Raw genomic sequence first — 13,422 nt, 5'->3', positions numbered from 1 at the left:
GAATGCGCCCGGCTCCGCAGTGGCTCAGGTCTACTCGTGTGCGGCAGCCGCAGCCTCCGGGTCGACGTTCTCGCTGGAGCCGACGTCCGAGCGTCCGTTCACGTTGTCGATTCCTCGGCTTGAGGGGTGGGAGGAGGCGACTACGGCCAGTGGCGGTGGTTCGGGATTAACAGTGTCCCGCAGCGACGTCGTGGCAGGGCGGTTCGGTAATCCGAATGGGACGGTGGCGGTCACGCTACTGGCGGCAGAGCGAAGCGTGGAGGGCGCTTGGGCGCGGCTGGAGCTGCTGGCGCGCGCGGACAACGGGTGGGAGCAGGATGGCTATGAGCGGGTCAATGTGTGTGGGCACAGTGGGATTCGTGCAGCTTCGACGTCGACCCCTCCCGCCGGGGTGCGTGACGACCACCTGGGTGTTGCGATAGAGGTTGGCGAGGCGGTGTATCCGGTGATGGTCACCGGGCGGGTGAACGCTGCGGCGACCGACGCGATCCGCGCTGATGTGACCACGATTCTCGACGGAGTGCAGCTGGCGGTCTGAGGTGCGCTGGCAAGGAGCCTGGGGCTTGGGTCAAGCCCAGAGCCGGGGCGTTCCAACCGCAGCGTTGGCGGCGTTGAGGCGGATGTCGAGTCGTTCGGGGGTGAGAGTGTAGGGCACGAGGACGTCGATTACGACGCCGTCGCGGTGTTCCAGGATCGCCTTGATCGCGTCGCCGGTAATGGGCGCTGTAGCGGTGACATCGAAGACGGCGGCGCGAGCACGCAGTTGCTGGCGGTCGGCTGGGAGCTGGACGTCGGTGAGGAACTGTTGCTCGGTTCGGGCAGGCCCGCCGGGTGGAAGACTGCGGATCGTGGTGTTGCCGTTGAGGTCGATGACCAGCATGAACGGATCGAAAGTGTCGGCGGATTCGAAAGTCCGGGCGGCGGCGTTGACAGCGTCGCGCAAGAGTGTGTCAAGGTCGTGTTGCGCTTGTTGAGAGGCTGTGCTCCGCCAGTCCATGCGAGTCCCCACCTTGCCGGTCGCGATATACAGTGGCTACCGTTCAGTGCGGAGACAGGGGGTAGCCGATGGCCGAGGGCAGTCTACAAGCCGACCCTGCGGCATTGCGGCAGGCGGCCACGGATCTGCGTGGGCATCATTTCCGGTTGCACGAGGCGTTGTCAGCGATGCGCGCCGAACACGAAAGCCTCGCGCAACTGTGGTCAGGCCCGGCAGCTGGCCAGGCCTCAGCCGTGTGGGAGGAGTTGCGGCCGAGACTCGGCCAGCATATCGACAAAATCAGCGAGTTCGCGACCAGCCTGACAACCACAGCGAACACGTTGACCGAGCAGGATGATCAGAACGCGGATACCGTCACCTCGACCACATCGAGCCTCGACCTGCCATGACCGCGCGCAGCTATGATCTAGCGGCGATGCAGCGGTTCGTCGATGTGCTGGACAAACAGATCGACGCGATCAGCGGTGAGCGCGATGCGGTGAAGAGAACCGCGGAGGCGCTCCTGTTGGGGTTCTCTGGTGCGGCGGCAGCGTCGTTCGACACCGCGCATCAAGGCTGGCAGTCCGGAACCGGTCCGCTGATCGAGCAGTTGCGGGCGCTGCGCGATCGGGTGAGCACCGCGCTGGAGAACTACATCAAGGCCGAGGAAGCAAACCGCTCCATGACGGGCCGGTAGCGAGGGGGACCGCGATGACCACGGTGGATTCGGATGACTACTATCTGGTAGCGCGCAAGCTCATTGAGGCGAGTCTGACCCTGGAGACCGATCTTCTGGACTTGGACAAGGGCCTCGATATCTCACGGTCGGCGGGGCTGTATCCGTATGGCGGTCCGCAGTGGGCGATGAGTTTCGACCAAAGCCTGTCCGATGCGTTCGAGGCCGGCGGACTCGGGGCGATCGCGGCCCGAGAGCTCGGCTTTCTGATCCACCTGGCTGGCAACAACCTGGACGTGAGTGAGAGCAACTCGCACGAAGGCCCGAAGACCGCGCCGCCGAAACCGCCCGAGGGCTCGACGTTGGTGACAAGCCCCCCGATCAAGCAACTGTCGGTCGGCGGAAAGGAGGACAATCCGACGTTCTGGTCGCTGGTCGAGGATTTCGTAGCCAAGGTGTGGGCCGACTGCGACGAAACGCGCATCGGCAAGGTCGGTGAACAACTCGCCGCCTATGGCACGAAGAAGTCCGAGCTGGCCACCACCCTCTACAACGAGGTAAATGGCGCGTTCCCTGCGGCTGCGCAAGCCGAGGATGTTGTGCTCGAAGCATATGTCGAGGATGTCGTGAACGTCTGTACCGCCATTGCGGCCACCGCGGATGCGGCGACGTATCTGTCCTATGCCTGCAGGGATGTCGCGCAGACTGCGGATTCGGCCAAGGACGATTGCCGTACGTCGCTGAAGCTCCTGGCCGCGATCGTAGCCTCCTACGAGGCCGACAAGATTCCGACCTACATCCTGCCCGGTGGCTCGCGCCTTCGGCGCAACATCGACCGCGCCATCGAGATGAACAAGCGCGCCTACGCCGCCGCCATCGACGCGCGCCTGGGCAACATCGAAACCAAGGTCGCCGAGGCGGTCAGTTCCAACTCCGGCATCTACGGCATGGTCAATGAGGGAACGAAGGTGCTGTCCTCCATTCTCGACCGCACACCGCGCAACACCGAGGAAGTCAAGTTCCGCAACGAAACCGAGAACAAGGCTGCCGGTGATGAAGGGGAACGACGATCCGGGATCAACCCGGCGGGCCGTAAGCGCACCGTCTACGTCGATGTCACCCAACCTGACGGCAGTATCAAGACCACCGAGGTGGTCCCCGACCGGGTCGATGATGTCAACAAGCAGGTGGTTGAGGTCAAGAACACCAACGAGATTAGCCCTGACAAGAAGCAGATCCTCACTGAAGCTCAGTGGGCGCAGGAGAACGGTTACACGATGACCTTGATCGTCGACCACCGGACCAAGATCAACAGCCCGGAGATCCAGGCACTGATCGACAGCGGACAGATCCAGCTCATTCGGAAAGAACTCGATGACAACAACGATAAGAAATGACCGCAATGACCGTTAGCTACATCGGCATGCCCCCGGGAAGCGAGAACGGCGGTACGGAGTGGATGAACGATCTGCCCGCCCGCTACGTTCACGGACGCGACGGGTTCGACCGGCGCCTCATGGAAGAACTCGCCGCGGCCGGGGTGCCCTGCTACACCCTGGACGATCTCGCCAACGGCCCGCGCACGATCCCCGCAGGTATTCCGATCTTCGTGGAATGGCTGGCGAACCTCGAAACCAAGATCCCGGGATCGGAAACCGAGCACCGGTCCACCATCCGGTCCGGGCTCATCCGTAACCTCATCGATCCCGCCGCCAGAGGCAACGACCAGGTCATAAGCCTGCTCATCGCTCAGCTTCGACGACAACCACCGCTGCCACGGCCCCAACGCGACTGGGCGTGCCAGGGCCTGGCACGCATCGCCACGCCAGCACACTTCCCACAGATAGCTGCGGTCCTCGATGAACTCCCACCCGACACAACGGGCCGCTATCCCCTGATCGAGTACCTCGGGAAAGTAAAGACCGCCCAAGCCCGCGAACGCGCGATCCGTGAACTCGACGGCCGCGCTGTCGTCGCCGCGCTCAACGCTCTGGGCACGATGAAAGCAGAAGGCGTTCGCCACCTCATCGAGCCGTTCGTCACGAACACCAGCAGCGACGTCCGCAAGGCCGCGATCCGAGCCCTGAAGAAGCTCCCAGAATGACCGACGCCACCGACGCCGCGCTCACCGAGCTGCTCGAACGGCAACGCCAGCTGATGGAACAGGCGAAGGTTCGCATCCAGGCCGTCGAAGCAGAAGCCGAAACGACCGACCGGCTTGTCCGCGTTCGCGTGAATGCCAGCGGAGCTCTCCTCGACGTCACTCTCGGCCCCGGCACCGAACGACTCAGCCGAAACCAACTCGGTGAAATGATCACCCGGACAGCGCAACGAGCAACCCGTCGCGCGGCAGACCGCGTCGCCGCCGAACTCGATGACCTCGACACCGCCCAGCAACAGCTGCTCGAGATCATCGAGTCCATCAACCCTGCCACCGCGAGCATCGTGCGCCCGGCTCCCCACTACCCGCAAGTACGTCAGAACCCCGGCGATCACGATGCGGCGCAACCATTCTGACCGCTGCAACTCCAAGACGAACCACGCCCCGGCGACCGATCCGGATCGGCGCGCGGCAGCCAGGCTGCCGTGCGATGCCGGGTTCGTGACCAGGTCCCACATTGGCGAGACGACTGATCTTCGCCGCGCTCGACGGCGGTGGGGGCCGCCGTTGGCTGGTGTGCGCTCGACAGGATGTGGGCATGCGATGAGGCGGCCTTCCGCCGCGCGGGGACACCTAGACTCAGCGTTGTGAATCGTCGCTTCAACACTGCTGACCGCTCGCTGCACGGTGATGCTGGGATGGACGACGAGGTGGCCGGTGGCGTTTCGTTTCCCCCGGGCGTACCCGACTCGCTCGCCGATGCCGAGGCGATTCGCGTGAACGATTGGCGCGCGTACAAGGAGCTGGTGCAGCTCGAGGATCATTGGAGTCTCAAGGCGTGGGTGCCGGGCTACGCGGCGTACTACTGGTATCTGACTTTCGCCGAAGAGGAACTTGTCGCGCTGGCCGCGCGGTGTCAGGATCGCCTCGATACGACGGATCTGGATCTGATTCCACCCGAAGGTTTGCACGTGACGCTCGTGAAGGTGGGCGCGGCCGACGACATCACAGACCCGGAACTACCGCAGTTCGTCGCGGCCGCCGAACAGCGGCTGGCCGGCCTGGCGTCGTTCTCGGTGGAGGTGGGGCCGTTGGCGGGCTCGCGCAGCGCAATTCGCCTGTCGGTGACGCCTTGGGAGCGGCTGGTGGATCTCCATGAGCGGCTGCGGATGAGCGTGATCAGCGTTCGCCCCACGCCTGCGCCGAAGCCGACGTCGCGGTTTCGCCCGCATTTGGGCATCGCGTACAACAATCAGCGGCGTCCGGCGGCTCCGGTGATCGAGATGGTCGCGGCACTGCGCGACATCGAGCCGGTTTCGGTGTCGGTCGATCGGGTGAAGCTTGTTCGCCTGTGGAGGACCGACCATCGGTATCGTTGGGTGGAGTGCGCCGCTATTGCGCTGGGGACGTAGGGTTTTCGGGAGCGGCGATCGGTTTGGCGCTGGCCGTCCATTCGCGTAGCTCGCCGATGTAGTCATCGACTTTGCGTGTATCGACGGTCGCGACCGCGTTCGCGAGGTCGTGGGATCGTTGCCAGACCGAGCGAATCGGACGGTGGCGTGAGGCGTCGAGTGCTTCGATACCGAGATCCATGGCGTACTCGATGTCCGGGTGTGGCTGGTGCACCAACGCGGTGGCCATATCCAATCGCACCAACGAACGGCTCCATGCCGAATCCGAGGAATTGACAAGGTCTTCGACCTGTCGGCCGTACGCGAGGGACTTATCGTATTCACCCACGGTGAGATACGCGGTGGCCGCGTTGGCTTTCCATCGAGCCTCGCTGTACGCCGCGAACGACAGTGCCGGGCTCAAGCCAGACGGCGTGTCGACTGTCGAGGCGACCGACATCGCCGCGTCGATCGCGCGCTCGACGCCGGTCCTGTCGCCGAACCGGCCCAGTGCTCTGGCAAGTCCGTTGGTGTAGAGCCGAATCGCTTGTGGACCACCAGCCGCGAGTCGGATGCCCTCTTCGGCCAGCGCAACGGCCCCGGGGTAGTCGCCCTTGTAGTAGGCGCAAAAGCTCTGTGTCCCCTTGGCCCAGGCTTGCAGGTCGGTGTCCTGGATGAACTCGGCGACGCTCAACGCCTCGCGACTGTAGATGTTCGCGTGGTGGAAGCGACCGCGGTTGACCGCCATGTAGCCGAGCACGCCGGCGAGTTGTCCCGCCAGCCGGAACAGCCGTTGCGATTGTCGCGGCTGACGGCACAGGTCGAGTAGCGCATCGACTTCCCGGCGCAACGCGCGCACTTCACCCGCGAGGCGGACGGGCCCCTCCAGCTCGTAGCGGTCAAGGAGATCGGCAAGCGCCAGATCGATGACATCGAGCACCGCGTCATCGACTTCCCGGGTTTGAAGGAGACGCATCCGCTCGACCACCTCGGACGGCCCCTCGAAAACGTCGTGGTCTGCTGCCACGATGGCCGCGACCGGCTCGGGTAAGTCGCGCTGCCGTGATGCGGATGAACGCCGTCGGCGCCATGCTGCTTCACCCTCGGCCACGATCTGGGCGAACCGCTCCCGATCTTCGGGCGTGGTGCGCTGCTGATACGTGGTGTCGAGAATGCCTTGAGCTTTGGTACGCGGTCTAACACTGCCCAGACCAGTCCGCCAGTTGGTCACGGTGGTCGTCTCGATGCCCAGCATCGCCGCGAAATCCCGGACCGAACAGCGCATCGCCTCTTGCAGGGCTGCTGCTTCGAATCCGGTCCATTCCCGCCCTCTGACCATGATCCCCACCTCTGCGCATGCGTTTGAACTGGGCAAATGCCCACAATACGCCCACGATACGCCGCCATAACGCGGTTCCGGACCAAACCTCCTGCGGGGCAGGCTGAAACCCGGCACCCGGTACCGGGGAAATCCGCCGTGACCCCTTGCACGGCGTGCTCGCCCGCCGGGAGTGGAGGTGGGCGGGCACGAGCGTCCACGGTACCGGGTGCTCGTTGACCCGACGAGCCTGGCAGGGAGGCGTCCATGGATTGCTCCACCGGAACTGGGTGGCCGTCATGACCGGCACCAGCGACACCCCGGTCTCGCGGTGCCGCTACTACCGCACCGTCTGCGGTCTGCCTGCTGCGGTTCGGGATGGGACCGGGCGGATCAGCTTCACGACGAACTTGGTGTGGGCGATCTCGATGCCCGCCGATGTCGGGCACGCGGTGAAACTGGATCTGGAGCGCCGCCAGCGCGATGGCGGACCGATCATCTCCCACCCACGCAGCCACACGTGGACGATGCTGGTCCGCTCGGACATCCCGCTGCGGGAAGTACCGGATATCGCCCAGCTGCGGCGGTTCGGCGTGCAGGTGCTGCGACGCGGTCACGAGATCGTGCTGCCCTCACCCACCGACAGGGGCGCACAGGTGCGGGCGTGGATCACCGCACCATGCAGCACTTTCCGGCCCTCGGGGATGGTGGTGCTCGAATCGGTGCGGATGGCGTTGGCGAGCCGGAGGGGGACGCCGTGCCCGAGATGAGCGGATTCATCGGTTCTTGTGTCACCCCGCACGAGGTCGCCTACGTCTACCGTGAGCGACTCGGGCTTCCGGTGGACCAGAACGACGTGAACCTGTCGGTGCTGACCAGCGACCGTCTCGGTGTGGTGGAGATGCCCGAACCAGTCGGGCGGCTGGTCTCCCGACACCTGCCCACCGCAGCAGTACTCGGGCATCCCCGGCGTCGGCAGTGGCGGTTTCTGGTCCGGCCCAGCCGCGTGGTGATCGGGGAACTCACCGCGCGGTCCCTGGCCGAGCGCGGTGTCATCACGCTGGCTCCGGACAGCCGGGTGCCGCTGCCCACCTCGTCCCACACCGGCTGGTACTGGATCACCGCACCACGCCGCGCCCCCAACACGAACACCGGCACGGGTTCGGGTGTAATGGTATTGCCGCCCAGCGACCAGATCCTGAACGCGGCGAAATCTGCTTCTTACCAAGCACTCCCACTCATTCCGAATAGGGAGGTGAGGCTGCCGTGACCGCATGGTCCTCGCCCGGCCGCGGGGAAGATCTGGCGTGGCCGGGCCAGGATGGCCTGCTCGCCGCGATCCGAGGCCAGCACATCGGCCCGCACCCCATCACCGGGTGGGCGCATGAACTCGGCATCCTGCACACCCGTCTGCTCGACCACCCGGCAGAACACGAAACCCGTTCCCGCAGAGCCCGTGTCATTCAGGCGATCGACAGGTGGCTGCAGCCTCGACTCCCCAGCCCGCACCGGGCCGCACGGGTGTATCCGGAGACGGTGGGTGTACTGGTGGACCGGATCGCCGCGACCCAAGTCCGCGCGTGGCGGCTGCTCATGACCTACCCCGCCGACGACACCCGCGTCCACGGCGCCTGGCACCAGCTGGCCGTCCTGGTCGACGCCTACAACGATCTCGTCACCGGCCTGGACCGGCGAACCTACCGACTGCCCACCACGCCAACACTGCTCGCCAGCGCCTAACGCTCACCGTTCACAGGATCACGATCGGCCATGAGAATCACACTCCCACAACGCAAGCCAGCGACTCCTGCGATCCTGCTCGAACCGGTCGCGGTCGGCTACATCCGCCTCCCCGCCCTCGACCCCACAGCTGTCAAGGGCCTCGGTGTGGCGATGCGCCACCGGGCTGAGGTGCTCGGCTACCGGTTGGGGCGGGCTCTACCTCGACCGCTCCGAGCCCTGCGATCTGCTGTCGCAGACGCAGGCCGCGGCTCGCGCGGCGGGTGGACCGCCAACCCGAGATCTGGGTCGTCCTCGTCCCCGACGACACCCACCACCCTGGCCTACCAGCGGCGGTCGGGCGTAGCGGCGTGCGCGTCGTCGCCACCACGAACACTCAGCCGCACATCCGAGATCCTGAGAAGGAGGGCATCTCCCGATGACCCCACGCGCGACACCCCCGCCCCGGCTATCACCGAAGTCGACCAGGGCGTTGAGCCGTGGGACGTGGCCGGGTTCCTCGACGTGATCATCGGCGCGGACGAGCCCGCCGTGCCGGTGTTCGCGTGCCAGTACGTCGAGGCACGGCTGATGTGCCAGGAGAGGTTGACCGGATCAGAACGCTGCCAGCCTGAGGTTGTTACCTTCGCGAGGAGGGTGGTGTTCAGTCTGGCTCATGCTGATCGCCGCGTGCTCGCAGTTCGCGGGGTAACAGCGCGCCGTAGACTACGGAATGGGTCGGTGTGGGAACGTTGAGCCATTCTCCGTAGTGGACGATCGCGCCGGTCTGCTCGTACAACTCCGATGGTTTGCCTGCGGCGAGATCTCGCATCATGGACGCGGTGGAACGCGGATCGGAGTAGTCGAGCCGTGACACCGCGTCATCGACGTCGGCGGGGGTGATTTTCGTCGAGGCCGCGCGGGCAACAGCGGCTGCCTCATGCACCGCCGCGTGGAACAGTGCGCGCGTTCGGGGCTGATCACGGATGACACCGGCAGTGGCGTTGGCCAGTGCGCACACTCCGCCGAAGGAAGAGATGAAGATCAGCTTGCGCCACAAGTCCCGCCAGATGTCGACGGAGACTGTGGACGCGATGCCCGCGTCCGCCAGCATTGACGCGGTGGTTTCGAGTCGGCTCATCTGCGACGCGGCGCCAGGCAAGCTGCCGATACGCAGTGATGGCGGATCTCCCAAGCGTTCGATCGTGGTGGGCGTCGTGCGCCGGGCGAACACAGTGCACACTCCTGCGACGACACGGTCGGCGCCGAGTACGTGAGTCAGGCGAGCTGCTGCGTCAACACCGTTCTGTACCGGTATGACCATGGTGTGCGCTGATACCACCGGGCGGATCGCCTTCGCAGCTGCGGTCACTTGCCACGACTTGACACACACCAGCACGATATCTGCGGTCGGCGTCTCGTCGTGGGAGTTGACCACCCGAGCCGGTCTGACGACTCGGGCATGGCCGGCCTCTTCGATTCGAATGCCCGATCTGCCGATCGCTTCGAGAGTTTCGCCACGGGCAACCACAGTGACCTCGTGTCCGTGCTCTGACAGCAACGCAGCGAAGTAGCCGCCCACGCCGCCAGCCCCGATCACAACAATGTGCACCACAGCACCACTCCGTCCCGCGCGCCACGCACGCGGGTCCGATGATACCGGCCCTCTGAGCTCAGGGAGTCGACTCAGCTCCCCATTTCGGCAGATCCACAACGGATCCGGGCCTATTGCGCAACTTTGAGAACCTCGGCGGTCGATGCCGCTCGCGCGTAGGATGTCCCGTGAAGCAAGCCGTGAAAGGTATTGCTGTAGGGGCCATTTGATTCGGCACACTCGCTAGGTCATTGGATGCATAGGGGTGCAAGTTGCAGGGGACTGCTGTACAAGGTTCGCGCGAGTCGGTGGGCGACGCTCCACCAGCAAAAGCTCAGGCGCCGCGGAACAATGATCGCGTAATGCGGGTGATCGCCGCGGCGCGCTCGGACGACCCAGTCGCCGCGCGGAAAGTCGTCAGCGAGCTGACAGAAGCATGCTTAGCGGAGTCGGGGCGCGGGCTGGACTTGACCGCAGTGGATTTGAGCGGTCTGGACCTCTCGGGGTTCGACCTTCGGCAGGCGACGTTGAATCGCACGGCGTTGTACGGCACCGATCTGTCGGCCGCTGATCTAACAGGTGCCTCGTTGGTATGCGCCGGGCTGGAGAGAACCAACTTCACCGACGCGGTCCTTCGTGGAGCCTACGTCCATGCAGTCGCCGCGCAGGCGAGTGTGTTCGTCCGGGCGGATTTGAGCGGGCTGATCGATGCGACCGGTGCACTGTTCCACGGCTGCAATATGTCCCAAGCACGGCTGGATCATTCCGAACTGGCTGGCGTGACCTTCTATCAATGCAACCTCGCTTCCGCGCAGGCCAGAAGCTCCGACCTACGTGGCGCGGTCTTCAACGAGTGCCGGATGGACGACGCGGACCTGACCTCGGCCGTGGTAGGGGATTGCACCATCACACGCAGCGGAGTGCGTGGGCTAACCCTGGCTCGAGCACGAGGACAAGGGCTGGTGATCCAGCGTCCCAGCACCGCGGATGGGCTCAGGCTTTCCGGCGCGCACCTGCCGAGCCTACGGCTGTCAGCAGTCCGAGGCAGGGGGATCACCGCCGATTCGCTCAACGCCACAGGCATCGACGTTCTCGACAGCCACCTCGCCGAGGCCAGTTTCCGCGGTGCCGATCTGTCCGGAGGACGGTGGTCACGCGTCGGCATGGACGGGGCGGTCTTCGTCGGCGCTGCGCTGGCCGATTCGTCATGGCAGCACGTCAGCGTGTGCGACGCCGACTTCGCGGAGGCGACCGGCGAGAGCATGACAGCGAGCGAATGCAGTTTCGCCCGTGCCGATCTCAGTGGGTTCGCCGGTCGATACTCGACGTTTCGCAACTGCGATTTCACCGCAGCCGATCTGCAGCGCACGTACCTGTACCGCGCTTCGTTCATCGGCGACCCGCCCTCCTCAGCGTGCATGGCACATGCCAACCTGGACGGGGCAAACCTGACACAGGCGTACCTCGCCGCCGATTTCACCAGTGCGAGTCTGCGACATGTCACCGCCACCTACGCCAGGGTCAACCAGTCGATTTTCAGCGACGCCGACTTGAGCGGGCTGAGCATGTTCCGGGCCAGTGCCGTAAAAACCGACTTCACGAGCGCACGGGTCACCGGCACGCTCGGCTTGATGTTCGCCGATCGCTGTATCGGCCTTTCGGCTGCCCTAGACGCCTCGGTTGACCCCGAGAGTCTCCGAATCGCCAAGTTCATCACCGACTTCGACGGCCTGATCGCCAGCGACAACCGGAAGTCGACATGATCGCAACCGATCGCGACCGAGGCTCGATCAAGGTCAGTCTGGTTGACCTCTCAGGTGAGAGTTCGGTCCGGTATACCCCACTCGGGGCGATGTATCTGCGGGCGGCCATCGAATCGGACCCCGAAATCGCCGACCGCGTGAGAACCACGATCTGCTCCTACCTATCGGGGACGAGCCTGGTCGCGATGGCCGAGCAGATCGCAGACACAGCCCCCGACCTCGTCGGGTTCTCCTGCCAAGGGTGGAACATCACGACCTACCGGCAGCTGATTCCCACCCTCCGGCAACTCCTGCCACACACGACCATCGTGCTCGGCGGCAACCACGTGACCGATCAAGGCGCGCGCTGGCTGTCACAGGTCCCTGAGGTCGACATCGTTGTCAACGGCGAAGGCGAGAAGACGATCGTGGACCTGGTCCACTGGCTACTCGACACGCAACCGCAGCTCGCCGACATCGCCGGGATCACCTATCGCGACGACGGTGGACTTGTGACCAGCGCGGCTCGGCCACGGGCCAGATCGTTCGACGAGATCCCCTCACCGTATCTGCGACCGTCACCCGAACTGGCCAACGCCGATGTCGTGCTGTGGGAAACCAACCGGGGCTGTCCCTACCACTGCGCGTTCTGCTTCTGGGGCGCCGCCGTGGGCCAGAAACTGTGCATCGCCGAGTTGGGCAGGCTGCGCGCGGAGCTGACGACAATCGCCGAAGCGGGAGCGCCAGCGATCTTCCTGTGCGACGCGAACTTCGGAATACTCCCGCACGACGTCCAGATCGCCGAAATGGTGGTCGAGATGTACAAGCGATTCGGCGCTCCGCACACGTTGCACGTCAACTGGGCCAAGAACCACGCGAGCCGAGTCGGCGAGATCGTCGACGTCCTGCACTGCGGTGGTGTGCACACCAACGTCTACCTCGCCCTGCAGACACTCAGCCAACAGGCCCTCACCCTGGCGGGACGCGACGAACGCGGCAGACCGGAGATGTTCCAGTTGGCGCGTGACATCGTTGAGTCGGGCGGGGATGTCGGGGCGGAGCTCATCTTCGGACTCCCCGGAGAGACCCTCGACGATTTCCGAGCCGCCTATGATCAGCTGTACCTGCAGTTCCCGAAACTGCTTGTGCACCCGTTATGGGTGCTGCCGAACACGACCTACGACGCCGACCGCGACCTGTTCGGTCTGGTCACACTACGGCCGGACCCGACAGCCGACTACGAGGGAGTGCTCGAACACAGCACGCTGCCGCGCGAGGACAATCGAGCAGGCTTGAAGTTGCTCGTGGCCGACGAGATCCTCACCGGCACCGGCTACGCCCGAACAACCATGCGTGGACTCGCAGTGTGGGCCGGTCTGCCGCCAACCAAAGCGCTCGAAGCGTTTCATGCCTTCCTCACCGGTCGAACCGACGAGTTGTCTCGGCAGTTGGCCGACGCATTCTCATACGTCGATGCCGAGTGCTACTTCCATCGGCGTGTCCGCAGTTCGGTCCGGCGCGCGCTGGTCACCGATCGAACCCTCGCAGGTCAACTCCTGGCGGAGTTCGTGTCCTCGATGGTCCAGGACGAGACAGTACGTGCCGCGTGCCACGAACTCGCTCGCTACGACAGCGCCCTGCTCCCCAGAGTCGATCTCGCCGAAGGCGCACCCGACGCCGAACTACTACTAACAGCCTTCAATGTTCACGCTGTCGCTACGGAGCTTTTGCGTGCGCCAGCCGCGACCCGGGTTCCGCCCGATGCCCCAACAGCCATCCGAATACGACATCGTGCGGGGTTCGCACGCCACGCGGCTGATGCGATCGACCTCGCCGGACAATGGCGTGGCCACGTGATCGACGCGACCCCCGCCGTCTCGATGAGGAGTTCCCATGACTGATGTA

15 protein-coding genes are annotated in these 13,422 nt (G+C 64.9%); 12 read left to right on the top strand and 3 right to left on the bottom strand.

Features of this window, described 5'->3' with window-relative positions; all coding sequences use genetic code 11:
* The first annotated feature begins 172 nt into the window (after nucleotides 1–172).
* Nucleotides 173–538, top strand: a complete 366-nt coding sequence (locus OHB21_RS00325) for a hypothetical protein (RefSeq protein ID WP_195142845.1) — start codon at nucleotides 173–175, stop codon at nucleotides 536–538.
* Between the two features lie 30 nt (nucleotides 539–568).
* Here the strand turns inward: OHB21_RS00325 and OHB21_RS00320 are convergent, their stop codons facing one another.
* Entirely contained in the window at nucleotides 569–997 is a 429-nt protein-coding gene (locus tag OHB21_RS00320) for a hypothetical protein (protein WP_067509201.1), read from the bottom strand.
* Between the two features lie 68 nt (nucleotides 998–1,065).
* On the opposite strand from OHB21_RS00320, the gene OHB21_RS00315 reads away from it, so the two are divergent.
* The 6 genes from OHB21_RS00315 to OHB21_RS00290 all read left to right on the top strand — a co-directional run bounded on the left by OHB21_RS00315 (nucleotide 1,066) and on the right by OHB21_RS00290 (nucleotide 5,165).
* Nucleotides 1,066–1,386 carry a WXG100 family type VII secretion target gene (locus tag OHB21_RS00315; RefSeq protein WP_195142844.1) on the top strand — a complete coding sequence of 107 codons (321 nt, stop codon included), beginning with the start codon at nucleotides 1,066–1,068 and terminating at the stop codon, nucleotides 1,384–1,386.
* Nucleotides 1,383–1,673: a WXG100 family type VII secretion target gene (locus tag OHB21_RS00310; RefSeq protein WP_195142843.1), complete on the top strand. Its 291-nt coding sequence runs from the start codon at nucleotides 1,383–1,385 to the stop codon at nucleotides 1,671–1,673. Before OHB21_RS00315 ends, OHB21_RS00310 begins: the two co-directional genes overlap by 4 nt.
* A gap of 14 nt (nucleotides 1,674–1,687) precedes the next feature.
* Nucleotides 1,688–3,049: a putative toxin gene (locus tag OHB21_RS00305; RefSeq protein ID WP_328436926.1), complete on the top strand. Its 1,362-nt coding sequence runs from the start codon at nucleotides 1,688–1,690 to the stop codon at nucleotides 3,047–3,049.
* Complete coding sequence (locus OHB21_RS00300) at nucleotides 3,046–3,756, top strand: HEAT repeat domain-containing protein (protein WP_328436924.1); 711 nt, start codon at nucleotides 3,046–3,048, stop codon at nucleotides 3,754–3,756. Before OHB21_RS00305 ends, OHB21_RS00300 begins: the two co-directional genes overlap by 4 nt.
* The gene (locus OHB21_RS00295; protein WP_195142854.1) at nucleotides 3,753–4,169 is read left to right on the top strand and encodes a YbaB/EbfC family nucleoid-associated protein; all 417 of its coding nucleotides are present in this window, start codon (nucleotides 3,753–3,755) and stop codon (nucleotides 4,167–4,169) included. The genes OHB21_RS00300 and OHB21_RS00295 overlap by 4 nt, the downstream gene beginning before the upstream one ends.
* A 231-nt stretch (nucleotides 4,170–4,400) precedes the next feature.
* Nucleotides 4,401–5,165: a 2'-5' RNA ligase family protein gene (locus OHB21_RS00290; protein ID WP_328436921.1), complete on the top strand. Its 765-nt coding sequence runs from the start codon at nucleotides 4,401–4,403 to the stop codon at nucleotides 5,163–5,165.
* On the opposite strand, the gene OHB21_RS00285 is transcribed toward OHB21_RS00290, so the two are convergent.
* Nucleotides 5,146–6,483 carry a hypothetical protein gene (locus OHB21_RS00285; RefSeq protein ID WP_328435870.1) on the bottom strand — a complete coding sequence of 446 codons (1,338 nt, stop codon included), beginning with the start codon at nucleotides 6,481–6,483 and terminating at the stop codon, nucleotides 5,146–5,148. The two genes, OHB21_RS00290 and OHB21_RS00285, sit on opposite strands and share 20 nt — an antisense overlap.
* A gap of 278 nt (nucleotides 6,484–6,761) precedes the next feature.
* Between OHB21_RS00285 and OHB21_RS00280 the strand changes: the two genes are divergently transcribed.
* Genes OHB21_RS00280 through OHB21_RS00270 form a run of 3 tightly spaced genes read left to right on the top strand, consistent with a single transcriptional unit; the run spans nucleotide 6,762 to nucleotide 8,202 of the window.
* Nucleotides 6,762–7,232: a hypothetical protein gene (locus tag OHB21_RS00280; protein WP_067509221.1), complete on the top strand. Its 471-nt coding sequence runs from the start codon at nucleotides 6,762–6,764 to the stop codon at nucleotides 7,230–7,232.
* Nucleotides 7,220–7,732 (top strand): hypothetical protein, encoded by a 513-nt coding sequence (locus OHB21_RS00275; protein WP_328435874.1) that lies wholly within the window; start codon nucleotides 7,220–7,222, stop codon nucleotides 7,730–7,732. Before OHB21_RS00280 ends, OHB21_RS00275 begins: the two co-directional genes overlap by 13 nt.
* Nucleotides 7,729–8,202: a DUF4254 domain-containing protein gene (locus tag OHB21_RS00270; protein ID WP_328436918.1), complete on the top strand. Its 474-nt coding sequence runs from the start codon at nucleotides 7,729–7,731 to the stop codon at nucleotides 8,200–8,202. The genes OHB21_RS00275 and OHB21_RS00270 overlap by 4 nt, the downstream gene beginning before the upstream one ends.
* A 643-nt stretch (nucleotides 8,203–8,845) precedes the next feature.
* Here the strand turns inward: OHB21_RS00270 and OHB21_RS00265 are convergent.
* Nucleotides 8,846–9,796 (bottom strand): 2-dehydropantoate 2-reductase, encoded by a 951-nt coding sequence (locus OHB21_RS00265; protein ID WP_328435878.1) that lies wholly within the window; start codon nucleotides 9,794–9,796, stop codon nucleotides 8,846–8,848.
* A 341-nt stretch (nucleotides 9,797–10,137) separates the two neighbouring features.
* Between OHB21_RS00265 and OHB21_RS00260 the strand changes: the two genes are divergently transcribed.
* Both OHB21_RS00260 and OHB21_RS00255 read left to right on the top strand, forming a co-directional pair.
* Nucleotides 10,138–11,538 (top strand): pentapeptide repeat-containing protein, encoded by a 1,401-nt coding sequence (locus OHB21_RS00260; RefSeq protein WP_067509227.1) that lies wholly within the window; start codon nucleotides 10,138–10,140, stop codon nucleotides 11,536–11,538.
* On the top strand, nucleotides 11,535–13,418 hold the full coding sequence (locus tag OHB21_RS00255) for a B12-binding domain-containing radical SAM protein (protein WP_084537631.1): 1,884 nt from the start codon (nucleotides 11,535–11,537) through the stop codon (nucleotides 13,416–13,418). The genes OHB21_RS00260 and OHB21_RS00255 overlap by 4 nt, the downstream gene beginning before the upstream one ends.
* Nucleotides 13,419–13,422: the final 4 nt, after the last annotated feature.

It is taken from the genome of Nocardia puris (assembly GCF_036051655.1).
GTDB lineage: Bacteria > Actinomycetota > Actinomycetes > Mycobacteriales > Mycobacteriaceae > Nocardia > Nocardia puris.
The sequence above is the reverse complement of the archived record's forward strand: the minus strand, read 5'-3'. Positions and strand labels throughout refer to the sequence as shown.